This window comes from Streptomyces sp. NPDC017936, from assembly GCF_044328485.1.
Taxonomy (GTDB): Bacteria; Actinomycetota; Actinomycetes; order Streptomycetales; family Streptomycetaceae; genus Streptomyces.
Window position 1 is genome coordinate 159,294 of the sequence record NZ_JBIRHK010000018.1, and the last position, 24,542, is coordinate 183,835.

The following is a 24,542-nucleotide window of genomic DNA, read 5'->3' on the forward strand; positions in this document are numbered from 1 at the left end:
TTCCCCGTGTGATGGCCCCGTCCGGCGGACGGCTCTGCCAGCCTTCCCCACCACCGGCCACCGGGCAAGGAGGATGGGGGCATGGCACACAAGATGACCGATGAGGAATGGCGGGCGTTCGTCTCCCACGGCACCCGCACCGGAAAGCTGTCGACGGTGCGGGCCGACGGCCGTCCGCACGTGGCACCGATCTGGTTCCTGCTCGACGGGGACGAGGTGGTCTTCAACACGGGCAAGAACACGGTGAAGGGGCGCAATCTGGCCCGCGACGGCCGGGTCGCCCTCTGCGTGGACGACGACCGGCCGCCGTTCGGCTTCGTGGTGCTGCAGGGCGCCGCCCGCCTCTCGGAGGACCTCGACGAGGTGCGGCACTGGGCGACCCGGATCGCGGCCAGGTACATGGGCGAGGACCGCGCCGAGGAGTTCGGTGCCCGCAACGGCGTCCCCGGCGAGCTGCTGGTCCGCGTCGCGGTCGACAAGGTGCTCGCGGAGCAGGCCGTCGCCGGCTGACCGGCGGCACGGACCCCTCAGCTCACGGAGCCGAGCAGCCGGGCGGCGCGCGTCCGCCCGGCGTACTCGGCGAGCCGGACGGGAAACGCTCGGTGCGGGTGCGGGTGCGGGGACCGGGGGCCGCGGTGAGGCGCGGAGACGCGCCCGACCGATCTCCTCGCGTTCGCCCCCCCGTGCACAGGGGCGCCCTCCGTGCCGGTGCGGGATCATGCCGCACATGAGCGACGACCACACACACGTCCAGGAGTTCTTCACCGCGCGTGCGGCGGGCTGGGACAGCCGGTTCCCCGACGACGGTCCCGCCTACGCGGCCGCGGTCGCCGCGCTCGGTCTGCGCGAGGGCGACCGCGTGCTGGACGCCGGCTGCGGCACCGGACGGGCCCTGACACCCCTGCGTGCGGCCGTGGGGCCCTCCGGGGTCGTCGTGGGGGTGGATCTGACCCCGGCCATGCTGGAGGAGGCCGCACGGGCGGGACGGGACCGCGACGGGCGGTTGGTGCTCGCCGATGTCGCCGCGATGCCCCTGCGCTCCCGATCGCTCGACGCCGTGTTCGCGGCGGGACTCGTGTCGCACCTGCCCCGCCCGGCGCGAAACCTGCGGGAGCTGGCCCGCGTCGTGCGCCCGGGCGGCGCACTGGCGCTGTTCCACCCGATCGGCAGGGCGGCTCTCGCGGCCCGCCAGGGCCGGCGGATCACCCCGGACGACCTGCGCGCCGAGCCGAACCTCCGCCCGCTGCTGGCAGGTTCCGGATGGCGTCTGACCTCGTACGTCGACGAGGACGCCCGTTACCTGGCCCTGGCGGTCCGCGAGGACTGATGCCTCACGGCGTCCCGGCGACCGCGGTGACGAATGCGTCGGGGTTGTCGAACATCACGTTGTGACCGGCGGCGGGCACCGTCACCACGCGCACGCCCGCCGCCTCCAGGTCGTCGGCTCCCACGAGTTCACCGCTGAGCTCGCCCTGCAAGTAGACGCGCTCGACCGTGCCGAGCCCGGTCACGAGCTCACGCATGACCGGGTCGGAGCCCCGTCGCAGTCCGACGGCGCTGCGGTGCAGGGCGCGGGGATCGGCCAGCCGCATGGTCGCCGCCCACAGGGGACCGACCTGCTCCAGCACACGCGCGTGGCCGCCGTCGACGAAGTCGTCCTCCGTGTACGAGCCGATGGTGCTGCTGCCGGCGGCCTCCGGCGGGAAGGCGTCGAGGTTGGCCTCCGTGAGGACGAGCCGGGACACCAGGTCGGGCCGGCGGTGGGCGAGGACGATGGCCACGGAGCCGCCCATGCTGTGCGCGATCAGCTCGGCGCCCGTCACGCCGGCCGCGTCCAGCGCGGCCGCCAGCGCGTCCGCGTGCTCCTCGAGCGTGTAGCCGAAGTCCTCGGGCCGGTCGCTGATGCCGTGCCCCGGGAGGTCGACGAACAGGCTGCGGCGGCCCGCGAGTTCCGGCCGGGCCGCCACGTGCGCGTGGTAGGCCGCCGAAGCGGCCCCCAGTCCGTGCACGTACACGCGCGCGGGTTCCGCACCCGGCGTCTCCGTCCAGCGGATCCGGCCGCTCCCACCACCGAACTCGGCCTGTCGCATCGCTGTCTCCTCAGGTCATCACGGTCCATGCGCGCGCCGACAAGATACATCGGTACCGATGTATTGCGTCAACGCAATATCGCGGCTCCGGAATACACCACCTCTGCGGCAGAATGCAGGCATGCTGGAGCTCGCCATCCTCGGCTTCCTGTACGACGCCCCGCTGCACGGCTACGAGCTGCGCAAACGCATCTCGGCGCTGACGGGGCACGTGCGGCCCGTGGCCGAGAGCACCCTGTACCCGGCGATCAAGCGGCTGGAGAAGTCGGGCCTTCTGGTGCGCGCGACGGAACCCGGCGCCGTGGCCGCCCCGCGGCACGTCCTCAGCCTCACCGAGCAGGGCAGGAGCGAGCTGCGCCGACGGCTCGCCGAACCCGCGGAGCGGGACGTCACCGACGAGAACCGCTGGTTCACGGTGCTCGCCTTCCTGCGGCACCTGGAGGACTCCGCGGCCCAGGCCGCCGTGCTGCGGCGCCGGCTGGCCTTCCTGGAGGAACCGACGAGCTTCTTCTACGCCGGTGACCGGCCGTTGCCCGCCGAGGAGCTGGACGATCCCTTCCGGCGCGGAGTGCTCACCGTCGCCCGGGCGACGTCCCGTGCCGAGAAAGGATGGCTGCGGGACACACTGGACACGCTGGGCGGCTGAGCGCGGAAGCCACCGGCCTGCCGGAGACCCTGCCGCCCCAGCGTCGCCTCTCCCCCGTCGGCACCTGCAACTCCGCCTCACGCACTGCGAGTTGTACGTCCCGTTGAGGGGAATCCCCCAGGAGGAAGGTGGTGGTCATCATGCTCGACGGGCTCCGCAGGAGCTGGGGCAGAGTGCTCGACACCGCACGCGGGGGGTCGCGTTCGCGCGGGGAGCGGTCCGCCGACGCGGATCGGCGCGTCGGCGGCAAGGAGCACACGGGCGCGAAGCGCCCGCACAACCTGTTCGAGGCGGCCGCCGTGTACGTCTCGGCCCGCGCGGAGGACGACCAGGACCGGCTGGAGGAGGCGGCGGACTGGGTGTCGCCGGAGGCGCTGTCCTTCGGGGTCAACGAGCTGGCCTGCCGCGCGGTCGTCGCGCTCGCGCGGGAGCGTGACGAGTCTCCGCAGACCGTGGCCCGGGCCCTCCTCGGGCTGCCGGCCGCCGGACACGGCCACTGAGGGGTGATTCGCCCCCGTCCGGTCGGAAAACTGCAGCTCCGGGTGTGTCGGGGAGTCGTGACAAGCGCCTTCCCGCCGCACTAGGGTGCGCGCCGTTGGACGAACCGATGGGGAGGCTGGGATGGCCGGGACGGACGAGAACGCCGTCGCCGCCGCGGACGACGCGCTCTATGTGCTCACGGCGGTGCTGCTGACGCCGGCGAAGTTCCCGAGTGTGCTGGGCGACGACTATCCGGAGGCCTGCGCGGCGCTCGGCCTGGCGCCGCTCGCCGACGGGTACGGCCTGGTGCTGGGCCAGGACGGCGAGGGCGCCCGGTGGACGGTCGTCATCGACGACGTGTCGTTGGTGGCCGTCGCCATCGCGTCGTGGGACTGCGGCATGGAGTACGACCTCTCGCCCGACGAGCGTACGGTGGTCGCCGCCCTGCCGGGCTGGCCCCTGGAGGTGGCCGTCGCGGCGCCCGGTGTGCCCGCCCCGCACGATCCCGACCCCGACGTCGCGGACGGTCCCGCCCTGTGCCCGCCGGACACCAGCACCTGGGGCCCCGCCCAGCGACGGCTGGGCGCCGACGAGATAGCGCTCCAGTGGGCCGTGTGGCGTGAGCAGATCGACGACGCCGAGTTCACGCCGCCCCAGGACGGCTCCGAGGCCGACGACGCGGCCGATGCCGGGGCCAAGGCCGACGAGGACGACCCGAAGGGGCGCAGTGGCGTCCGGCGCGTCCTCGCGGAGGCGCGCGCCTATGTGGACTCGCCGCCCCCACCGGGCCGCGTGCGCTCGTCGTTCGCACCCGGCGACGCGCGCACCCTGCGGGCCGACGGTCCCGGCTGGTCGCTGGTGGCCAGGACCGACGACATCGCGTTCGTCCTGCTCGACGACGAGCCGGGCGAGGTGCTGCCGGTCGGCCGGGGACCGGAACTGCCGGGATTGCTGGAAGCACTGGACAAGATGGCGGTCCGGCCCAGCTGAGCCGCCGTGCCGGGTCCGCGCCGGACGCCGGGGGCCGCGCGGCGGCCCCCGGTCCCGTCAGCGGCCGAGTTCCTTGCGGGTGACGCGGCGCAGCCTGCGCCGCTGCGAGGGGTCCAGCGTGAGGTACGCGGCGGCGGGTACCCCCAGCACGATCAGCAGAGCCGCCCACCAGGGCAGCCAGATCAGCAGCAGAAGCCCGACCGCCACCCCTCCCGCGGCGATTTTCGCGTTCTTCGACATGTGCGTCGCCTCCTTCGCGGCCGGTGCCGCTCTCTGCTCTGAAAACGGGTCAGCGCGACATGCGGTTCCCCTCGCGTCCCTGAGGCGTCCCTGACGTACACCCCTCAGATGCCCCCGATGCGTCCCCGCTCCCCCGTTCCGGGGAGCTCGCCGGGACCCGCTCGGACAGCTCGTGAAAAAGGACGCGTGCGCGCCCCGGAAGTGCTGTACCCTCGGCGGCCGACTCATTAGTCAAATTTGAGGAGTAGGTCATCTCCGCGCAGAGGGTTTCCTCGGGAACACCGTCCGAGATCTCCGCACTGGCCCGCTGTCCGGCCGTGTTCCTACCCGGCACGCCCGCGCGTGCCGGGAGGGTCGCCTTCTGGCGGTCCGACGGCGAGGCTCCTCCCCTACCCGCGCCGGGGTCCGGGTCCGGGTCCGCTTCAGGATCCGGGTCCGTCGAGGACCTGTCCGTCGTCCGGTCCGCCGGAGCCGGTGTGGAACTCGTCCGCCTGCCCGCCGTCCTGCTGCCGGTGTCCGACGCCCTGTCCGTCCTCACCCGCGCGCGTGCCGTCGACGGCGCGCACCGGGCCGTGGCCTTCTGGGGTGCGGCGGCCCTGACCGCGCTGGAGTTCGTCGCGCGCGGCCTGCTGCTGCCGGGCCTGACCCCCGACGACCACGACGCCTGGCGCGTCGGTCCGCTCGGTCCGGACGACGCCGACCGCGTCCGCCGGCTGGCCGCCTCGATGCCGCCGGAGGCGCACGCCGTGCCGCTGGACGACGGCCCGGCCCTGCGGCTGCCCCAACCGGAACGCCTGCTGCGGGACTTCCTGGACGCGGTCGCCGACGCACTGCCCCGCTCCCCCGCCGCGCCGCTCCTGACGGGCCACCCGGCGTACGCGGCACGACGGCCCGTGCACGTGCCGCGACTGCGTCCCTGGGCCGCCGATGTCGCCGCGGGACACGACGCGGGCGTGCGGATCTCGCTGCGGGTCGAGGTGACGGGACTCCCCGCCCCGGCCCCCGCCTCCGTCTCCGCACCGGCGACTGCGTCCGCGTCCGCGTCCGCGGGGACGGTCGGGCCGTTCCGCGCCGTGCCGCAGGTGCACAGCGTGAGCGATCCCGCGCTGGTCGCGGACGCCGCCGGCGTGTGGCAGGAGTCGGGGTCCGCGGGGCGGGCCTTCGGGCCCCGCGCGCGGATGGACGCGTTGCTGGCGCTGCGCCGCGCGGCCCGCGCCTGGCCTCCGCTCACGCCCCTGCTGTCGGCGGCCGTCCCCGACGCCGTCGACCTGCTCGACGAGGAGGTCACGGAGCTTCTCGGGGAGGGCGGACGGGCCCTGGCGGGCGCGGGGGTCGAGGTGCACTGGCCGAGGGAGCTGGTCCGTACCCTGACCGCCCGCGCGGTGGTGGGAGCACCGGAGGACGGGACGGCGCCGGTCCGGGCCGGCCCGGACACCCCGTCGTTCCTGGGCACGGACGCGCTGCTGTCGTTCACCTGGTCGTTCGCCCTGGGCGACCAGCAGCTCACGCGCGAGGAACTGGACCGTCTCGCCGAGGCCACCCGCCCCCTCGTACGGCTCCGCGACCAGTGGGTGCTGATCGATCCCCGGGAACTGCGCCGGGCCCGCGCGCAGCAGGACCGCAAGGTGACGCCGATCGACGCCCTGAGCGCGGCCCTGACGGGCTCCGCCGAGGTCGACGGCCGCCGGGTCGAGGTGCGGCCCACCGGCCGGCTCGCGGCCCTGCGGGAGCGTCTGACCCACCCGCCGCAGGAACCGCTGGTCCCGCCCGCCGCGCTCGACGCGACCCTGCGCGACTACCAGCGGCGCGGCCTCGACTGGCTGGCCCGCACCACGGCCCTGGGGCTCGGCTGCTGCCTCGCCGACGACATGGGGCTCGGCAAGACCGTCACGCTGATCGCCCTGCACCTGCACCGCCAGGAGGATCCCGCGGCGGCCGGTCCGACCCTCGTGGTCTGTCCGACGTCCCTGACGGGCAACTGGCAGCGCGAGATCGAACGGTTCGCGCCGGGCACCCCCGTCCGCCGCTTCCACGGGCCGCGACGCACCCTGGACGCCCTGGCCGACGGGGAGTTCGTGCTCACCACCTACGGCACCCTCCGGCTGGACGCGAGCCGGCTCGGCGACGTGCCGTGGGGCCTGGTCGTGGCGGACGAGGCACAGCACGTGAAGAACCCGTACGCACAGACCGCGCGGGCCCTGCGCACGATCGGCGCACGCGCGCGCGTGGCGCTCACGGGGACGCCGGTGGAGAACAACCTGTCGGAGCTGTGGGCGATCCTGGACTGGACGACGCCGGGCCTGCTGGGCCGGCTGGGCGCCTTCCGCACCCGGTACGCCCGGGCCGTCGAGGGCGGCGGTGATCCCGCCGCGGCGGAGCGGCTCGCCCGGCTCGTGGGGCCGTTCCTGCTGCGCCGCCGCAAGTCGGACCCGGGGATCGCGCCCGAGCTGCCGCCCAAGACGGAGACCGACCGCCCCGTCTCCCTCACCGGGGAGCAGGCCGGCCTGTACGAGGCGGTGGTGCGCGAGACGCTCGCGGCGATCGCCGAGGCCGACGACATGGCGCGGCGCGGGCTGGTCGTGAAGCTCCTGACCGGTCTCAAGCAGATCTGCAACCACCCGGCCCAGTACCTGAAGGAGGAGCGGCCGAGGACGACGGGACGGTCCGGGAAGCTGGAGCTGCTGGACGAACTGCTCGACACCGTCCTCGCCGAGGAGACCGGTGTCCTGGTGTTCACCCAGTACGTGCGCATGGCCCGGATCCTCGAACGGCACCTGGCCGGGCGGGGCGTGGCCACGCAGTTCCTCCACGGCGGGACGCCCGTCCCCGAGCGGGAGGCGATGGTCCGGCGCTTCCAGGACGGCGAGGCACCCGTCTTCCTGCTGTCGTTGAAGGCCGCGGGCACCGGGCTCAACCTCACGCGCGCGGAGCACGTCGTGCACTACGACCGCTGGTGGAACCCGGCGGTCGAGGCCCAGGCCACCGACCGGGCCCACCGCATCGGCCAGACGCGGCCGGTGCAGGTGCACCGGCTGATCGCCGAGGGCACGATCGAGGACCGCATCGCGGACATGCTGCGCCGCAAGCGCGATCTCGCGGAAGCCGTCCTCGGCTCCGGCGAGGCCGGGTTCACGGAGCTGACGGACGCCGAACTGGCCGAGCTGGTGGAACTGCGAGGGAGCGCGCGATGAGCCGGTACGACGACGCCACGGAACGCACCTTCGCGGCGCTGCCTCCCGCGCGTGGGAGGGGGTTCGCGCAGACCTGGTGGGGCCGGGCGTGGCTGACGGCCCTCGAGGACGGGGCGCTGGACGGCGAACAGGTGCGGGCGGGCCGCGGGCTCGCGCGCGCGGGCGGTGTGGGCGCGGTGTCCGTGCGTCCGGGGCGCCTCACGGCCGTCGTCCAGGACCGCGACCGCACGCCGCACCGGGCGGACGTGCTGCTCGACGTGCTGACGGACGCGCAGTGGGACAGGTTCCTGGACCTGACCGTGGAGCGGGCCGGACACGTCGCCGCGCTGCTCGACCGCGAGATGCCGCCGCATCTCGTCGAGGACGCGGAGACCGCCGGGATCGGCCTGCTGCCGGGCCCGGGCGATCTGGAGGCGCGGTGCGACTGCGGCGCCTGGGACCACTGCGCGCACACGGCCGCGCTGTGCTACCAGGTGGCGCGGCTGCTCGACCAGGACCCGTTCGTCCTGCTCCTCCTGCGGGGGCGGGCCGAACGGGCACTGCTGGACGACCTCCAGGCGCGCGGCGGCACCGGGACCGCCGGGACGGCGCCGCCCCTCCCGCCGGACGGCGTGGACGCGGCCGAGGCGTACCTGACCGGGCACTTCCTGCCTCCGCTGCCCGCCGAACCGGGGCTCCCGCCGGAGCCGGGCGTGCCGCCCTCGCTGGACACGGACGACCCGCCGCCCCCGGACGTGGAGCCGGAGGCGCTGTCGGCCCTGGCCGCGCTGGCGGCCGCGGACGCCCACGCCCTGCTCGGGGAGGCGCTGCGTCCCGGAGCGGAACGAAGAGCGCCCACGGAACGATCGACGGTCGCCGAGGACGCGGTCCGGTTGGCGGCCGGCCGCGCCGGAGGCCCGGAGCCGGCACCGCACGTCAGGGACCGGCTCGCGGCCGGATCGGGGCGCAGCCGGGAGCAACTGGCCCTGGCCGTGCGGGCCTGGCGGATCGGGGGTGCGGCCGCGCTGTCCGTGCTCGAGGAGGAGTGGACCGTCGAGGCGGAGCCTCTCGCACGCGCGCGTACCGCCCTGGACTCGGCCTGGGAGCAGGACGAGCGGCCGGTGCTGCGGGCGAGGGGCAACCGGTGGACGGTGGCCGCGTCGGACGCTCAGCTGCGGCTGGGGCGGGACGGGCGCTGGTGGCCGTACCGCAAGCGGCGCGGCCGGTGGGTTCCGGCGGGCGACGCGGCGCCGGACCCGGCGACCGCTCTCGCCTCGATCCGCGCCGACGGCGAGGGAGCGCTTTCCCGGGACGACCCCGGGCCGGCCTAGGGTCCGCCCGGGCTGCTCGTGGTGCCGGACCGGGTCGGGGGCGGGTCCGTCGAACGGCGGGCGTCCCGCGTTCACCGGGCGTCGCACGACATTCGGGGGGCGCCCCGGCTCCGGCGCGCCGTCCTGCCGGCGGGAGGGCCCGGGGTCCCGGCCTGCCACCGGCCGACCCGGCGGCCACCGTTCCGTCGCGTCCGGCGTACCGCTCGCCGTGCCGGCCGCCCCCGTCACCGCCAGGGCGTCGCCGTCACCGCCGGGGCCTCGCCGTCGTGCGTGTGCCCGGGGAGGCGCACGTCTCCGGTCGGCGACGACATGACGGACGGCGCCGGGGCGTTCGGCGCACAGGGCCGCCGGGGCGACGGCGGTGTCGGGACGACGGTGGCGCAGGTGCGGCCGCCGCACGGCCTGCGGCGCGGGCGAACCGGTGTGGGCCCCGCACTCGGCACACGCGTGCGGGGGGGGGAGGGAGAAGACCTCACGCGCGCGTGCCGCACGGCGGTCCGGTTACGGCAGCAGTGCGCTCAAGGACGGCAGCAGCGACTCCAGGTCGCTCGGCAACTCGCTGGGCAGTTCCGTCGGCAGTTCGGTGGGGAGCCGGGAGGGCAGTTCGCTCGGGAAGCCGCTGGGCAGTTCGGTCGGGAAGCCACTGGGCAGCTCGGTCGGAAGGCTGACGGAGGGGGCCGGCGAGGACGTGGCGCCCGACGGCGACTTCTCGTCCGGCGAGTCGTCGCTCCCCGAGGCCATCAGCACCACGGCGACGACGGCCACTGCGGCGACCAGCAGGGCCAGCACGGCGAAGAGGGGACTCCTGCGCCTCCTCGGACCACCGGGCGGCTCCGTCGGAGGGAAGGGCGGAGGCGACGGCGGCCCGCCGTCGCCTCCCGCGCCGTGGCCGGGGCCGAAGCCCGGAGGAGGCGGTCTGAAGCCGCCCGGGGGCGGCGTGTCACCCGGCTGACCGGGCGGCTGGGGCGGTACGGGCGGCATGACCATGCCGTCCAGCGTCCCCGTGGAGCGGCCGGGACGCGAGCCCCGCACGGAACTTGATACGACCTCATGTCATGGACGGCATGATTCCGGCGTATTCGATGCGGAGGCCCACGCAACGGCGTGTGCGTGACGGCACGCGGAGTCCCGCAACGGCACGCGGAGCACCGGCGCACACGCGCGTGCCGCTCAGCGGCGGACGTGCGCGCCCCGAGCACGCACCCGAGCGACGCCCCGCGACCGTGCCCCGTCCCTGAGGACGGCGGCACGGTCGCGCGCGGGCGCGGTCAGCCGCGGGCGCCGAGCAGGTGGTCCATGGCCAGCTGGTCCAGGCGCTCGAAGGCCATGCCGCGGGCGGCGGCCGCCTCGACGTCGAAGTCCTCGAAGGCGGTGCTGTCGGCCAGGAGGGACTGGAGGCCGTCGGCGGCGGTGGGCTGGGCCAGCTGGTCCAGGCGGGCGTCGCGCAGGGCCTGCTGGACCTCGGGGTCGCCGCGGAAGGCGGCGGCGCGCTCCTTGAGGATCAGGTAGTTGCGCATGCAGCCCGCGGCCGACGCCCACACGCCGTCCAGGTCCTCGGTGCGCGGCGGCTTGAAGTCGAAGTGCTTGGGACCCTCGTAGCCGGCGCTCTCCAGCAGGTCGACCAGCCAGAACGCCGAGCGCAGGTCACCGGCGCCGAAACGCAGGTCCTGGTCGTACTTGATGCCGGACTGGCCGTTGAGGTCGATGTGGAAGAGCTTGCCCGCCCACAGCGCCTGAGCGATGCCGTGCGGGAAGTTCAGGCCCGCCATCTGCTCGTGGCCGACCTCCGGGTTGACGCCGTACAGCTCCGGGCGCTCCAGGCGCTCGATGAACGCGAGCGCGTGGCCGACGGTGGGCAGCAGGATGTCGCCGCGCGGCTCGTTCGGCTTGGGCTCGATGGCGAAGCGCAGGTCGTAGCCCTGCGAGGTGACGTACTCGCCGAGGAGGTCGAAGGCCTCCTTCATGCGGTCCAGGGCCACGCGGACGTCCTTGGCGGCACCCGACTCGGCACCCTCACGGCCGCCCCAGGCGACGTAGGTCTTCGCGCCGAGCTCGGCGGCCAGGTCGATGTTGCGGATCGTCTTGCGCAGGGCGTAGCGCCGCACGTCGCGGTCGTTCGCGGTGAAGGCGCCGTCCTTGAAGACGGGGTGGGTGAACAGGTTGGTGGTGGCCATCGGCACCGTCATGCCGGTGGCGTCCAGGGCCTGCCGGAAGCGCTTGATGTGCGCCTCGCGCTCGGTGTCGGAGGACCCGAAGGGGATCAGGTCGTCGTCGTGGAAGGTCACGCCGTAGGCGCCCAGCTCGGCCAGGCGCTGCACCGTCACGACCGGGTCGAGGGCGTCCCGCGTGGCGTCGCCGAACGGGTCCCGTCCCTGCCAGCCGACGGTCCACAGGCCGAAGGTGAACCTGTCGTCGGGGGTGGGCTGGTAGCTCATGCCGCGGCTCCTTGCTTGAAGATCGGTCTCGCTGACTATTTCGTCATCGCCGTTTACAAATTAGTATGCCAACGCATCTCAGGGAAGACAGATCCCGCAGAGCCGCGGAAAAACTTGAGGGAGAGCCCGATGTCAGCAGCCGAGGGTCCGCTCGTCGTCGGCGTGGACACATCCACCCAGTCCACCAAGGCGCTCGTCGTCGACGCGGCCACCGGCCGGGTCGTCGCGAGCGGCCAGGCGCCGCACACGGTGTCCTCCGGCGCCGGACGGGAGAGCGACCCGCGCCAGTGGTGGGACGCCCTGTGCGAGGCGCTGCGCCAGTGCGGTGACGCGGCGCACGAGGCCGCCGCGGTGTCGATCGGCGGACAGCAGCACGGGCTCGTGACGCTGGACGCTCAAGGGGAGCCGGTGCGTCCCGCGCTGCTGTGGAACGACGTGCGCTCGGCCCCGCAGGCCCGCCGGCTGACCGAGGAACTCGGCGGCGCGAAGTTCTGGGCGGAGCGCACCGGGTCCGTGCCGGCCGCTTCCTTCACGGTCACGAAGTGGGCCTGGCTGGCCGAGAACGAACCGGAGGCCCTGCGCGCCACCCGGGCCGTCCGCCTCCCCCACGACTACCTCACCGAGCGCCTCACGGGCGAGGGCACGACCGACCGCGGCGACGCCTCCGGCACCGGCTGGTGGGCGTCCGGGACCGAGGCGTACGACGCGGAGATCCTCGCCCACGTGGGCCTCGACCCGGCGCTGCTGCCGCGCGTGGTGCGCCCCGGCGAGGTGGCCGGCACCGTGCGGGACAGTCATGACCTGCCGTTCTCCAAGGGCACCCTGGTCGCCCCGGGCACCGGTGACAACGCCGCCGCCGCGCTGGGCCTCGGGCTGCGCCCCGGCACCCCGGTGCTGAGCCTCGGCACCTCCGGCACGGTGTACGCGGTGTCGAGGCGGCGCCCCGCCGACCCGACCGGCACGGTGGCCGGCTTCGCCGACGCGCACGGCGACTGGCTGCCGCTGGCCTGCACCCTCAACTGCACGCTCGCCGTCGACCGCGTCGCGGCCCTGCTGGGCCTGGACCGCGAGGCCGTGGAACCCACCGCGGACCTCACGCTCCTGCCCTACCTGGACGGCGAGCGCACCCCGAACCTGCCGAACGCCTCCGGCCTCCTGCACGGCCTGCGCCACGACACCACCGCCGGCCAGCTCCTCCAGGCCGCCTACGACGGTGCCGTCCACTCCCTGCTCGGCGCGCTCGACCTCGTCCTCGACGAGGACGCGGACCGCTCGGCCCCCCTGCTGCTGATCGGCGGCGGCGCCCGCGGCACGGCCTGGCAGCAGACCGTGCGCCGGCTGTCCGGCCGGCCGGTGCAGATCCCGGAGGCCAAGGAACTCGTCGCGCTGGGCGCCGCGGCGCAGGCGGCGGGCCTGCTGACCGGCGAGGACCCGGCCGCCGTCGCCCGGCGCTGGAACACCACGCGGGGCCCGGTGCTCGACGCCGTCGAGCGGGACGAGGCGACCCTGTCCAGGATCGCCGGGGTACTCTCCGACGCGGCCCCCCTGCTGCAGCGGGCCACCGACGCCCACTGAGAATCGACGGAGGCATGACCGCACCCCCGCACGAGGCTCGCCCGACCGGCCCCGGACGAACGCTGCCCGACACCCAGCAGGGCATGCGCCGCCGCAACCTGGCCCGGGTGATGCACGCCGTCAGCGCCGAGGGACCGCTGTCACGGGCGGCGGTCGCCTCCCGCATCGGCCTGACGCGTGCGGCGGTCTCGACGCTCGTCGACGAGCTCATACGCACCGGTCTGCTGGAGGAGCTGGGACCCGAGCGGCCGGGCCGGGTCGGCCGGCCCGGTTCGGCGCTCGCCGTCAGCGGACGCGGCCCGGCCGGGATCGGCGCCGAGGTCGGCGTCGACCACCTCGCGGTCTGCGCCGTCGACCTGCGCGGCGAGGTGCGGGCGCGCGCCGAGCGCCACGGCACGAACCGGGGCCGCTCCCCCGGCCCGGTGGTCGAGGAGCTCACCCGGCTGGTGCGCGAGGTCGTCGCGGCGGCGCAGGACGAGGGGCTGTGGCCGGCCGGACTCGCCGTCGCCGTCCCCGGTCTCGTGGCCCGCGACGCCCGCACCGTCGTCCGCGCCCCGAACCTCGACTGGCACGAGGTCGACCTGGGCGCGCTGCTGCCCACGGAGTTCCCGCTGACCGTGGACAACGAGGCCAACTTCGGCGGACTGGCCGAACTGTGGCTCGGAGCCGGCGCCCCCCGGGACTTCCTGCACGTGTCGGCCGAGATCGGCATCGGCGCCGCGCTGGTCGTCGACGGCAGCCTGCTGCGCGGCACCCGCGGCTTCGCGGGCGAACTGGGCCATGTGCCGGTCCGCCCCGACGGCCCCCGGTGCGGGTGCGGCGGGCGCGGCTGTCTGGAGCAGTACGCCGGCGAGGAGGCGGTCCTGCGCGCGGCCGGCCTGGAACCCGGCGAGGACCGCGTGGGCCTGCTCGCGGGCCGCGCGGCGGACGGCGACGAGGACGTACGGCGCGCCCTGAGCGAGGCGGGCACGGCGCTCGGCATCGCCCTGACCGGGGCGCTCAACCTGCTGGACCCCGAGGGTGTCGTCCTCGGCGGCGCCCTGGCCGGTCTCGCGCCCTGGCTGCTGCCCGCGCTCGAGGCCGAGCTCGCCCGGCGCACCGCGGGTCCGCCCTGCCCGGTGTCGGTGTCGCGGCTGGGCCCCGCGGGGCCGCTGCTCGGGGCGGCGCACTCCGTGGTGCGGGCCGTGCTGGACGATCCGGCGGCGGTGGCGGGGCGCGGCTGAGCCCTGCCGGCTCTCTCCCGAAGCGGCGTCGCCCCCTCCTCGGCGGCCGGGTCCCGCCGGCCGGTCGCCGTCGCACCGCCGACCGGCCGCGGCCGCGTTCGGCCCGCCGCGGCCGGGGCCCACTGGCCGTAGCCCTTTCCTGAGGGCGGGCCGGTGCCCGGCCGCTGCGGAGGCGGCGGACCGGCGCCTGCCTCCGGCCGGGGTGCCCGGCCGGACACCCCGGCCGGGCCGTTCCGTTCGCCGCAACCGGAACTCCCCGTTCGGGGGAGCGAGTTGTCCACAGTTCCGCGGTGGTCCACCGATCCGAGCCGCCGCCTCCTGACCCGCCCGCGAGCGCCGTAGCGTGATCCCCGCGGGCGCAGCCCGGCCGGCGGAGGACGCGTTCCGCACGTTCCAGCCGGACCCGGTGCGGCGGCCGGCGCGCGACGGCGGATTCACCGGGTCGGACGCGTACCGGTCCGCAACCCGGGCGATCGGACAGCCGTTGGCCCCTGTGTGCGGCACCGACCGCCGCCGAGCCGGGCCCCGGCGGCGGGACGGCGCCGGACGCGGCAGGCTCCACTCCGAAAGGCACCCCCATGGAACGAGCAAGACCCCTCCCGGGCAGGCGGCGGATGCTGAAGGGCGCGGCCCTCGCGGCGGTCCCCCACGCGTTGCTCCCGGACGCCCCGGCCGGCGCACGGACCGCGCCCGTCGACCACCCCCTCGCCGCATGGCACCCCGCCGCCCCCTCCAACTACACCGCGTCGGACCGCCCGGCGGCCCATACCGTGGACCGGATCGTCATCCATGTCACGCAGACCACCTACTCGACGGCCCTGTCCGTCTTCCAGAACCCCCGGAAGAAGGTGTCCGCGCACTACGTCGTGCGCTCCGCCGACGGCCGGGTGGCGCAGTGCGTGCGCGAGGCCGACGTCGCCTGGCACGCGGGGAACTGGGAGTACAACACGCGCAGCGTCGGCATCGAGCACGAGGGGTGGGTGGACCGGCCGGACTACTTCACCGACGCCCTGTACGAGCGGTCCGCCCGGCTGACGGCGTCCGTCTGCGACCGGTACGGCATCCCCAGGGACCGCGCCCACATCATCGGTCACCACGAGGTCCCGGGCTCGGACCACACCGATCCCGGGCCGAACTGGGACTGGGCCCGTTACCTGGGACTCGTCGGTTCCGCCTGAACGGACCGGCCGGGCCGAACGGTCTCCCGCCTTTCGGCCGAGCCCGTCCGAACGGTTGTCGGCGCGCGCACCCGGAGTGACGATGTCCCCACCGCATCGCCTTCCGGGAGGCCGAGTTGACCGATCCCTGGGTGGCCCTGGAGCCGGGGGCCGACCCCGCCGAGCGCGTGCGGGTGCTGCGGCGGGCGCACGAGACCTTCACCGCGGCGGGCACGGTGCCGCGGCCGGTGCGGACCGTGGTGGCCGACTCGTGGCGGCGTTCGGCGCGGGCGGGCGTCGGGCCGGACGGCACCGCGAGCGTGGAACTGACCGACGGCGACCTCGGCGCCTACCGGGCCGAGCATCCGCTGGCGCGGGTGATGCCGCTGATCCGCGAGCTCATGGGGACGTTCGCCGCCGACGGCCGGCACCTCCTGGCGGTGTGCGACGCGCACGGCAGGCTGCTGTGGGTCGAAGGCCACCCGGGTACACGGCGCGAGGCGGGGCGGATGAACTTCGTTCCGGGTGCGCGGTGGGCGGAGAGCGCGGTCGGGACGAACGCGCCGGGCACGGCGGTCGCCGTGGACCGGCCGGTGCAGGTGTTCGCGGCCGAGCACTTCATCCGGCGGGTCCAGCCGTGGACGTGCGCGGCGGCCCCGGTGCACGATCCGCGGACCGGGCGGGTGCTGGGCGCGGTCGACATCACCGGCGGCGACGGGCTGGCGCATCCGCACAGCCTGGGCTTCGTCCAGGCGGTCGCGCGGGCCGCGGAGTCGCACCTCGCGCTGCTCGCCCCGGAGCGGCCGGCGACCGGCCGGCCCGAGCTGACCGTGCTGGGGCGCGACGAGGCGTACCTCGCCGTGGGCGGACGGCGGATCAGGCTGAGCCGACGGCACAGCGAGATCCTCGTCCTGCTGGCCCGCCGTCCGGAGGGCCTGACCGGGGACGAGCTGCTGTGCGCGCTGTACGAGGACGAGTCGGTGACCCCGGTGACGCTGCGGGCCGAACTCGCCCGGCTGCGCGGGGTGCTGGGGCCGGGGCTGCTGGCCTCGCGGCCGTACCGGCTCACCGTTCCCGTCGAGTCGGACGCCGCCGTGGTCGAGCGGCGTCTGGCGGCCGGGGCGGTCACGGCCGCGGTCACGGCCTACGCCGGGCCGCCGCTGCCGGCGTCGCGGGCACCGGCGGTGGTACGGCTGCGGAACCGCCTGGCCGACGGCCTGCGCGCCGCTCTGCTGGCCGGCCGGGACCCCGACCTGCTCGCCGACTGGGCGCACGCGCCGTGGGGCGAGGACGACATCGACGTGTGGCGGGCGCTGGCATCGGCACGGCCGACGGCCGCGGTACGGGCCCGGCTGGCCGCGCTGGAGTCGGAGCTGGCGGCGCCGCAGTCGTGGACGCGCCGCTGATCACCGGCCGCCCGGTCCGGCCCGGTCGGCGCGCCGCTGATCACCGGCCGACCGGGTGTCCCGCTCCGGACGGCTCCGGTCACCGCCTCGCCCCGCGCAACGTGCATGCAACGTCGGCCTGCCTAGCCTCGCGCGCAGAGCTGCCCAACGGCGGGCAGCGCTGCTGAGGGAGGCCATCCACCATGACCCGTTACGCGGCGCCCGGGACCGAGGGCGCGATCGTCTCCTACCAGGCGCGGTACGACCACTTCATCGGCGGCGAGTACGTTCCTCCGGCCCGCGGCCGGTACTTCGAGAACCCGTCCCCGGTGAACGGGCAGCCGTTCGCCGAGGTGGCCCGCGGCACGGCGGAGGACGTGGAGCGGGCGCTCGACGCGGCGCACGCGGCCGCGCCGGGCTGGGGCCGGACGTCGGCGAGCGAGCGTTCCGACATCCTGCTGAGGATCGCGGACCGCATGGAGGCCCATCTGGAGCCGCTCGCGGTCGCGGAGAGCTGGGAGAACGGCAAGCCGGTCCGCGAGACGCTGGCGGCGGACATCCCGCTGGCCATCGACCACTTCCGCTACTTCGCGGGTGCGGTCCGCGGGCAGGAGGGTTCGCTCAGCGAGCTCGACGAGGACACGGTGGCGTACCACTTCCACGAGCCGCTCGGGGTGGTCGCGCAGATCATCCCGTGGAACTTCCCCATCCTGATGGCGACCTGGAAGCTCGCGCCGGCCCTCGCCGCCGGCAACGCGGTGGTGATCAAGCCCGCCGAGCAGACACCGGTCTCGCTGCACTACTGGATGAGTCTGGTCGCGGACCTGTTGCCGCCGGGCGTGGTGAACATCGTCAACGGTTTCGGCGAGGAGGCGGGCAAGCCGCTCGCGTCCAGCCCGCGGGTGGCGAAGGTCGCGTTCACCGGTGAGACGTCGACCGGACGGCTGATCATGCAGTACGCCGCGGAGAACCTGAAGCCGGTCACGCTGGAACTGGGCGGCAAGTCGCCGAACATCTTCTTCGACGACGTCTGGGAGAAGGACGACGACCTGCGCGACAAGGCCCTGGAGGGCTTCACGATGTTCGCGCTGAACCAGGGCGAGGTGTGCACCTGCCCGTCGCGCGGACTGGTCCAGCGCGGCAACTACTCCGAGTTCATGGCGGCCGCCGTCGCCCGTACCGAACTGATCAGGCCCGGGCATCCCCTGGACACCGACACCATGATCGGCGCCCAGGCGTCCGGCGACCAGCTCAACAAGATCCTCTCGTACATCGACATCGGCCGGCAGGAGGGCGCCAAGATCCTCACCGGCGGCGAACGAGCGGATCACGACGGCGAGTTGAAGGGCGGCTACTACGTCCAGCCGACCATCTTCGAGGGCGACAACCGCATGCGGATCTTCCAGGAGGAGATCTTCGGCCCGGTCGTCTCGGTGGCCTCGTTCGACGACTTCGAGGACGCCGTCAAGATCGCCAACGACACGTCTTACGGCCTCGGCGCCGGGGTGTGGACGCGGGACGTCAACACGGCGTACCGCGCGGGACGGGCCATCCAGGCGGGCCGCGTCTGGACCAACTGCTACCACGCCTACCCGGCCCACGCGGCGTTCGGCGGCTACAAGCAGTCGGGGATCGGCCGCGAGACGCACAAGATGATGCTGGAGCACTACCAGCAGACGAAGAACCTGCTGGTGTCCTACTCGCCGAAGAAGCTCGGGTTCTTCTAGAACCATCGCCTCGGTCGCAGTCGCGGCGGCACGCGCGCCGCGACTGCGCCGCGTGACCGCCGGGACGCCGGGACGCCGGTCGCCGGTCGCCGGTCGCCGGAGTGAGTTCGGACCGCCTGTGTCCCCTCACCCGGCAGGCGGAGCCGGCCGCCGGGATCCGCACGGCCGATCATGTCCGAGCGACCGGACCCCCTACGGTCACGACGGCTTCCTCCGGCTACGGCCGTCGCGGTCCGGCCGGGGCGGCCGTCCGTCACACCACGCTCACCGGATGCCGCACCACGGCGTCGAACAGGTACCCCTGTGCGTTGGGTACGGCGGTGTCCGGCTGAGTACGGCCGGCCGTGTCCGTGGCGCGGGCCAGCAGGTGGGTGGCGCCGGGTACGTCGGGTCGCCAACCGAGGGACCAGCGGGTCCAGGTACCGGCGCGGGGCCGGTCGTGCAGGCGGGCGGGCCGCCAGTTCGCCCCGCCGTCGGTGCTGACGTCGACCCGGGCGACGGCGCCCGCGCCCGACCACGACCGTCCGTGCAGCTCGTACCTCCGCCCCGCCGTGAACGTGGCCCCGCTCGCCAGCTCGAAGGCGCTCTTCGTGGCCTGCCGGGTGAGCGGCGCACTGCCGCCCTCCGGGTGGGAGGGGCCGAACAGCCGGTAGAAGGTGGTGTTCCAGGGCGAGTAGAGCGGCTGCGCGGACACCTCGATGTCGCCGACCCACTTGATCGACGCGATCCCCACCCAGGAGGGCACCAGCACCCGCACCGGATACCCGTGGTCGTACGGAAGCCGCTCGCCGTTCATCTCGTACGCGAGCACCACGTCGTCCAGCGCCTTGGCCAGCGGCAGCGGACGGCGTACCCGGCCCAGGCTCTCACCGCCGCTGACGTACTCGGCGTCCAGGCCACGCGGCTGCACGTCCACGGCGTACGGGGAGAGCCCGGCCCTGCGCAGCACGTCGGCCAGGCGCACCCCGCGCCAGCGTGCGACGCCGATCGCCCCCAGGGTCCAGGCGGTGCCGGTGACCGTCTCGCCCTGCTGTGTCGTGTAGGAGGAGCGGCCGTTCCCGGCGCACTCGACGAAAGCGGTACGGGTGACGGCCGGCAGGGCTCGCAGATCGTCGTACCCGAACTCCACGGGCCGGTCCTCGCCGGGGGTGCCGCGCAGCCCGCTCCCCCAGAGCCGCAGCCGCCAGTCGTCGGCTTCCAGGACGGGGGTGGCGGTGTGGTTGCGCACGAAGAACAGTTCGTTGGGGGTGTGGTGGCCGGTTCCTCGCAGCGCCTCCCAGCGGGTCTCGGCGTTGGTGCCGCGCTCGATGAACCACTCGGGCGGCAGGGGCTTGACGATCGTGCCGGCGGCGGCACGGGCGGGCCGTGGGGCGCCGAACGCGGTCCCGGCGGCGGTGGCGGCGAGCAGGGTGAGCAGCCGACGGCGGGTGACCCCGTCGGCCTTGGCCTCACCGCTGAGCCACTGGCGCAGCCTTCGGCGGTCGTAGTCGGTCTCGTAGCGGTCACCGGCGGGGTGGGGAGAAAGCATGGCGGTCCTCGTCATGAGGGGCGAAAGAGCACGACAGGGGGCCGGCGCGGGTCAGGGCACGGACATCCGTCGGTACGGTGGCAGCCCGGACGGCCGGCCTGCCGGCACGGCTGTTGGCAAAGAGAGCGGGAAGCGCGCGATCAGCCGGTGGGCCGACACAGCGCGGCGGCCACGCGGACCAGGTCCACGGCGCGGCGGCGGGTCAGAGGCTCCGGCGACGGCATGACGGGATGCAAGCACGTGGGACGGAAGGTGTCAACGGAGGGTCCGTGTCCGCACGACACGCCGCGGCACGGGATGAACGCACCGCGTCCGTGAAGGAGTCGTCCCCGGTCTCACGTGCCCTCGACGGGCTTTCGCTCGCCGTGCGCGTCAGGGGCCGGCGTCTGCGCGCCGGCCGCCGGTCGCCCCGGCCCGGGAGATCGGCGGCGCGGCCGGGGCGGGCGCCGAGAACGACGTCCGCGCCGGCCACAGCGCCACGCCGACCGCCGCCAGGACGGCGGCCGCAGCGCCCGTGGCCAGCCCCCGGCGCGCCCCCGCGTGCTGGGAGACCCAGCCGACGGCGGGGGCGCCGACCGGGCTGCCGCCCGTGGAGATCACCGTGCGGACCGCCATCACCCGGCCGCGCACGGCGTCGCTGACCTCCGACTGGACGAAGGCGCTCACTGCCGTGTTCAGCGTCATCGACGTGAAACCGGCGGGCGGCAACAAGGCGAGGAAGGCGGCGTACGGGGGCATGACCGCCGCCAGTGCTTCGCAACCGCCGAACAGCAGTGCGCCGACCACGACCGCCCGCACCCGGGGTGAGACACCGCGCGTGGCGGCGATCGTCCCGGCGACGGTACCGACGGCCAGGGCCGTGTTCATCAGGCCGAGTTCCCGGGAGCCGACGTCGAAGACCCGGTCGGCGAACAGGGCCAGCGTGGTCGGGAAGTCGACCGCGAAGGTGGCGGCCAGGCCGAAGATCGTGAAGACGCCGACGAGTTCGGGCCGCGCGGCCACATGGCGCAGTCCTTCCGCCCCCGCTCCCGTCCACGCAGGCCGGGAGCGGGCGCGTGTCTCCCGCGCCCGTGGGCGGATCGACAGCAGACCGACGAGGACGACGGTGAAGGACACGGCGTTGAGGGCGAACACCCACCCGGTGCCGATCGCCCCGATCAGCACACCGGCGATCGCCGGGCCGGTCAGGCGGGCGGCGTTGAGGGACAGGAGGTTCAGGCCCGCCGCCTTCGGGATCAGCGCCCGCCCGACCAGTTCGGTGACGAACGCCGGACGGGCGGGGTTCTCCACCGTGAACACGCAGCCCAGGGCGAAGGACAGGACGTACAGCAGCCACAGCGGTGCACGGCCGGAGAGCACCGTCGTCGTCAGCAGCAGGGCCTGCACCGCGTACAGCGTCTGTGTCCACAGCAGCAGGGTCCACCACGCGTCCCGGCACGAGAGACGACCCGCCTGCTCGAACAGGACGTCCGGTTCCGGGAAGCGGGTGTCGGGTGAAAGCCCGGCGGGATCACCGGCGATCGCCGCGAGCACAGCTCCACGGGAACGCGCGGTCGGCCGCGTCCCTCCGCCCTTGACACCCGCAGGGCCGGACGACGTACTTTGAGCCCGCGGTTTTCGACGGGTGGAGGCCTTTCATGCACGTACCTGGCGCGGCCCCGCAGGGCGCGTGCACCGGTGCGCGGCTGATCACCCGGCGGCACGTCGACTACTGCCGTACCTCCTCCGCCGTCTGTCCTTCCGTACACGTCTGACCTCTGCCGGCCCGTCCCGTCGGCCGTCTCGTCGTGGCCCTGAGGCCCCGAGCTCTCGTGTTTCCCGGAAGGAATCCCCATGTCCGGTCCCGCCCTGCACCTCGCCGTGGAGATCGACGGCGACGGCGCCCACCCCGCGGCCTGGCGCCGCGCCGCCCACTCGCCCGACCAGTTGCTCACCCCGCGCCGCGTCGCCCGGGTCGCCGCCGCGGCCGAGAACGCCGGGTTCACCCTGATCACCCTGGACGACGGCGTACTGCCGCCCGGAGCCGCACCGGATCCCGTGGGCCGTATCGGCGCGGTGGAGCGTGCGGCCTTCGTCGCGGCGTCCACGAGCACGATCGGGATCGCGCCCGCCGTACCGGTCACGTATGCCGAACCCTTCCATGTCTCCAGCCAGTCGGCCTCCCTGGACCACGTCTCCGGCGGCCGTGCCGGGTGGGTGGTGACGGAGGAGGAACGTCCTGAGGCGGCCCGTGCCTGGGGGCGTCCCCCGGTCGCCGACGCCGCCGCGAGGGCCCGGGAGTCCCGGGACGGGGTGGAGGTGGCCCGGGCCCTGTGGGACTCCTGGGAGGACGACGCGGTCATCCGGTCCGTGGCCACGAGCCGCTACCTCGACCGCGAACGGCTCCACTACGTCGACTTCACCGGAGAGACGTACGCCGTCAAGGGCCCGGCGATCGTGCCGCGCCCGCCCCAGGGGCAGCTCGTCGTCCTGGGCAGGCCGGACCGGGTGCCCGCCGCGCAGCTCGACGTCGCCCTCGTCGAGGGCCGTGACCTCGCGTCGATCGCCACGGCCTCCGCTGCCGCCGGCACGCCCCGCGTCTTCGCCGAGGTCGAGGTGGCGCTGGACACGCCGGACAGCACGGCCGCCGAGCGCGTCGCCGATCTGGAGCGGCACACGCCGTGGACCGACCGGGGGCGGCTGCGGCACATCGGCTCCGCGGAGCGACTGGCCTCGCTCCTGGCCGAGTTGAGTCGTCATGTCGACGGCGTACGGCTGCATCCGCTGGTGCTGGACGAGGACCTGTCCGTCCTCTCCCGCCTCGTCCTGCCGGCACTGTCCGAGCGGCGCCTCGTCGCCCGCCCCCTGCCGGGCACGTCCCTGCGCTCGACCCTGGGTCTGGAGCGCCCCGCCAACCGCTTCGCCGCCTCGGCCGTCCAGGAGGAAGCCCGATGACCCGCACCGATCCCCTCGACGTCCCCCGGCCGCACGCTCGGCTCCACTTCGGGGTGTTCTTCCAGGGCGTCAACCACTGGACCATCTGGTCCGCCCCCGACAGCGGCTCCCAGATCGACCCCGCCTCCTTCCGCCGGGTCGCCCGGACCGCCGAACGAGGCCTGTTCGACGCGTTCTTCCTCGGCGAGGGGCTGCGGCTGCGCGAGATCGACGGCAAGATCCACGATCTCGACGTGGCCGGACGGCCGGACGCCATCACCCAGCTCGCGGCGCTCGCCGCGGTCACCCGCCGGATCGGTCTGGTCAGCACCTCCAACTCCACGTTCAACGAGCCCGCCGATCTCGCCCGCCGTCTGTCCGGCCTCGACCTGCTCTCCGAAGGCCGCGCCGGCTGGAACGTGGTGACCACGGACAACGCCTGGACCGGCGCCAACTTCCGCCGCGGCGGCTATCTCGACCACGCCGACCGTTACCGGCGCGCCGAGGAGTTCCTCACCGTGGCCCGCGCGCTCTGGGACGGTTGGGAGGACGGAGCCGTCGCCGACTCCGCGGACGCACCCGCCTGGTCGACACCCGGTGCCGTACACCGAGTACGCCACCGCGGACCGCAGTTCGACGTCGACCTCGCCCCGACCCTGCCGCGCAGCGCCCAGGGTCACCCCGTCATCTTCCAGGCCGGTGACTCCGGCGAGGGACGCGACTTCGCGGCCCGCAACGCCGACGTCATCTTCTCCGCGCACGGCAACGACTTCGACGACGCGCTGGCCTTCGCCGAGGACATCCGCAACCGCCTGCGGGCCGTCGGCCGGCCCGACGACGACCTGCGGATCCTGCCCGGCACCGAGATCATCCTCGGCGCCACCGAGGAGGAGGCCCGGGAGAAGAAGCGCTGGGTCCGGTTCCAGCAGGTCACCCCCGCGACGGCCTTGGGGATCGCCGGGTTGCTGTGGGGCATCGACCTGTCCGACCGTGACGCCGACGGTCCGCTGCCCGAGGAGGATCCCGTGGTCACCGGGAACGACGGCTCCTTCGGCGCCCGGCGCACCGCCGACCCGCGCGGGGTCGTGGCCGAATGGCGGGCGAAGGCGGAGGCGCACGGTTGGTCGCTGCGCGAGACCGTCATCGCGCTCGGTCCGCAGCGCGGCCACGTCGGTACTCCGTCCGCCCTCGCCGACAAGTTCGCCCACTTCGTGCGGCACGGCGCGATCGACGGCTTCAACGTCACGCCCTACCTCATCCCCGACGGCCTCGACGACATCGTCGACCTGCTCGTCCCGGAACTCCAGGAACGCGGGGTCTACCGCACCGAGTACACCGGCACCACGCTCCGCGACCACCTCGGTCTGCGGGAACCCCTCACCCACCGGTCCGCGCCCACCCGTCGGCAGGCGGGCTGACCGCCTGCTTCCCGCACGGCTTCCGTGCACATGACCGACAAGAAGCCGTCACGCGCGGACCGGGATCCGGGTCGGGCCGGCTCCCGCGCCGACCGGCATGACCGTGGGAGCAGTGCTCGACGCGTCCGACGCACAGAACCAGGTCGACACCACCGTGCGGTCGGCCCAGGGGGCCGCGGCCGCCGGTCTGTGGGGCCTGGTGCGGCCAGACCTTCGGCGCGGGCTCACCCCCGC

General features: G+C 74.7%; 21 protein-coding genes. 14 read left to right on the forward strand and 7 right to left on the reverse strand.

Annotated features, from left to right (window positions below):
* The first annotated feature begins 81 nt into the window (after window positions 1–81).
* Both ACH4F6_RS32045 and ACH4F6_RS32050 read left to right on the forward strand, forming a co-directional pair.
* Entirely contained in the window at window positions 82–510 is a 429-nt protein-coding gene (locus ACH4F6_RS32045; RefSeq protein WP_397963874.1) for a PPOX class F420-dependent oxidoreductase, read from the forward strand.
* Between the two features lie 217 nt (window positions 511–727).
* Window positions 728–1,327 (forward strand): class I SAM-dependent methyltransferase, encoded by a 600-nt coding sequence (locus ACH4F6_RS32050; protein ID WP_397963875.1) that lies wholly within the window; start codon window positions 728–730, stop codon window positions 1,325–1,327.
* 4 nt (window positions 1,328–1,331) lie between these two features.
* Here the strand turns inward: ACH4F6_RS32050 and ACH4F6_RS32055 are convergent, their stop codons facing one another.
* Window positions 1,332–2,090, reverse strand: coding sequence for an alpha/beta fold hydrolase (locus tag ACH4F6_RS32055; protein ID WP_397963876.1), 759 nt, complete (start codon window positions 2,088–2,090; stop codon window positions 1,332–1,334).
* Between the two features lie 121 nt (window positions 2,091–2,211).
* On the opposite strand from ACH4F6_RS32055, the gene ACH4F6_RS32060 reads away from it, so the two are divergent.
* The 3 genes from ACH4F6_RS32060 to ACH4F6_RS32070 all read left to right on the forward strand — a co-directional run bounded on the left by ACH4F6_RS32060 (window position 2,212) and on the right by ACH4F6_RS32070 (window position 4,206).
* A complete protein-coding gene (locus ACH4F6_RS32060) occupies window positions 2,212–2,736 on the forward strand; it encodes a PadR family transcriptional regulator (RefSeq protein ID WP_397963877.1) in 525 nt (174 codons plus the stop codon).
* Between the two features lie 140 nt (window positions 2,737–2,876).
* On the forward strand, window positions 2,877–3,236 hold the full coding sequence (locus ACH4F6_RS32065; protein ID WP_397963878.1) for a hypothetical protein: 360 nt from the start codon (window positions 2,877–2,879) through the stop codon (window positions 3,234–3,236).
* 121 nt (window positions 3,237–3,357) lie between these two features.
* Window positions 3,358–4,206, forward strand: coding sequence for a hypothetical protein (locus ACH4F6_RS32070; RefSeq protein ID WP_397963879.1), 849 nt, complete (start codon window positions 3,358–3,360; stop codon window positions 4,204–4,206).
* Window positions 4,207–4,263: 57 nt separating this feature from the next.
* On the opposite strand, the gene ACH4F6_RS32075 is transcribed toward ACH4F6_RS32070, so the two are convergent.
* Window positions 4,264–4,446 (reverse strand): hypothetical protein, encoded by a 183-nt coding sequence (locus ACH4F6_RS32075; protein WP_020137233.1) that lies wholly within the window; start codon window positions 4,444–4,446, stop codon window positions 4,264–4,266.
* A 251-nt stretch (window positions 4,447–4,697) separates the two neighbouring features.
* Here ACH4F6_RS32075 and ACH4F6_RS32080 point away from each other — a divergent pair, with 251 nt between their 5' ends.
* Both ACH4F6_RS32080 and ACH4F6_RS32085 read left to right on the forward strand, forming a co-directional pair.
* Window positions 4,698–7,637: a DEAD/DEAH box helicase gene (locus ACH4F6_RS32080; protein ID WP_397963913.1), complete on the forward strand. Its 2,940-nt coding sequence runs from the start codon at window positions 4,698–4,700 to the stop codon at window positions 7,635–7,637.
* The gene (locus ACH4F6_RS32085) at window positions 7,634–8,947 is read left to right on the forward strand and encodes an SWF or SNF family helicase (protein WP_397963880.1); all 1,314 of its coding nucleotides are present in this window, start codon (window positions 7,634–7,636) and stop codon (window positions 8,945–8,947) included. Before ACH4F6_RS32080 ends, ACH4F6_RS32085 begins: the two co-directional genes overlap by 4 nt.
* 501 nt (window positions 8,948–9,448) lie before the next feature.
* On the opposite strand, the gene ACH4F6_RS32090 is transcribed toward ACH4F6_RS32085, so the two are convergent.
* Both ACH4F6_RS32090 and xylA read right to left on the reverse strand, forming a co-directional pair.
* Entirely contained in the window at window positions 9,449–9,736 is a 288-nt protein-coding gene (locus tag ACH4F6_RS32090) for a hypothetical protein (protein ID WP_397963881.1), read from the reverse strand.
* A 479-nt stretch (window positions 9,737–10,215) separates the two neighbouring features.
* Window positions 10,216–11,382, reverse strand: coding sequence for a xylose isomerase (xylA, locus tag ACH4F6_RS32095; protein WP_397963882.1), 1,167 nt, complete (start codon window positions 11,380–11,382; stop codon window positions 10,216–10,218).
* Between the two features lie 129 nt (window positions 11,383–11,511).
* Between xylA and xylB the strand changes: the two genes are divergently transcribed.
* From xylB to ACH4F6_RS32120, 5 genes are all read left to right on the forward strand, one after another.
* Entirely contained in the window at window positions 11,512–12,957 is a 1,446-nt protein-coding gene (gene xylB, locus ACH4F6_RS32100) for a xylulokinase (RefSeq protein ID WP_397963883.1), read from the forward strand.
* Window positions 12,958–12,971: 14 nt separating this feature from the next.
* Window positions 12,972–14,180 (forward strand): ROK family protein, encoded by a 1,209-nt coding sequence (locus ACH4F6_RS32105; RefSeq protein WP_397963884.1) that lies wholly within the window; start codon window positions 12,972–12,974, stop codon window positions 14,178–14,180.
* Window positions 14,181–14,758: 578 nt separating this feature from the next.
* Window positions 14,759–15,358, forward strand: a complete 600-nt coding sequence (locus ACH4F6_RS32110; RefSeq protein ID WP_397963885.1) for an N-acetylmuramoyl-L-alanine amidase — start codon at window positions 14,759–14,761, stop codon at window positions 15,356–15,358.
* 116 nt (window positions 15,359–15,474) lie between these two features.
* On the forward strand, window positions 15,475–16,743 hold the full coding sequence (locus tag ACH4F6_RS32115) for a GAF domain-containing protein (RefSeq protein ID WP_397963886.1): 1,269 nt from the start codon (window positions 15,475–15,477) through the stop codon (window positions 16,741–16,743).
* A gap of 182 nt (window positions 16,744–16,925) precedes the next feature.
* On the forward strand, window positions 16,926–18,449 hold the full coding sequence (locus ACH4F6_RS32120) for an aldehyde dehydrogenase family protein (RefSeq protein WP_397963887.1): 1,524 nt from the start codon (window positions 16,926–16,928) through the stop codon (window positions 18,447–18,449).
* Between the two features lie 253 nt (window positions 18,450–18,702).
* On the opposite strand, the gene ACH4F6_RS32125 is transcribed toward ACH4F6_RS32120, so the two are convergent.
* From ACH4F6_RS32125 to ACH4F6_RS32135, 3 genes are all read right to left on the reverse strand, one after another.
* On the reverse strand, window positions 18,703–19,977 hold the full coding sequence (locus ACH4F6_RS32125) for a sulfite oxidase (RefSeq protein WP_397963888.1): 1,275 nt from the start codon (window positions 19,975–19,977) through the stop codon (window positions 18,703–18,705).
* A 140-nt stretch (window positions 19,978–20,117) separates the two neighbouring features.
* The gene (locus ACH4F6_RS32130) at window positions 20,118–20,201 is read right to left on the reverse strand and encodes a putative leader peptide (protein WP_397963914.1); all 84 of its coding nucleotides are present in this window, start codon (window positions 20,199–20,201) and stop codon (window positions 20,118–20,120) included.
* A gap of 148 nt (window positions 20,202–20,349) precedes the next feature.
* Window positions 20,350–21,510, reverse strand: coding sequence for an MFS transporter (locus tag ACH4F6_RS32135; protein WP_397963889.1), 1,161 nt, complete (start codon window positions 21,508–21,510; stop codon window positions 20,350–20,352).
* A gap of 300 nt (window positions 21,511–21,810) precedes the next feature.
* Here ACH4F6_RS32135 and ACH4F6_RS32140 point away from each other — a divergent pair, with 300 nt between their 5' ends.
* On the forward strand, window positions 21,811–22,911 hold the full coding sequence (locus ACH4F6_RS32140; protein ID WP_397963890.1) for an LLM class flavin-dependent oxidoreductase: 1,101 nt from the start codon (window positions 21,811–21,813) through the stop codon (window positions 22,909–22,911).
* Window positions 22,908–24,308 (forward strand): NtaA/DmoA family FMN-dependent monooxygenase, encoded by a 1,401-nt coding sequence (locus tag ACH4F6_RS32145; protein WP_397963891.1) that lies wholly within the window; start codon window positions 22,908–22,910, stop codon window positions 24,306–24,308. Before ACH4F6_RS32140 ends, ACH4F6_RS32145 begins: the two co-directional genes overlap by 4 nt.
* Window positions 24,309–24,542 lie beyond the last annotated feature (234 nt).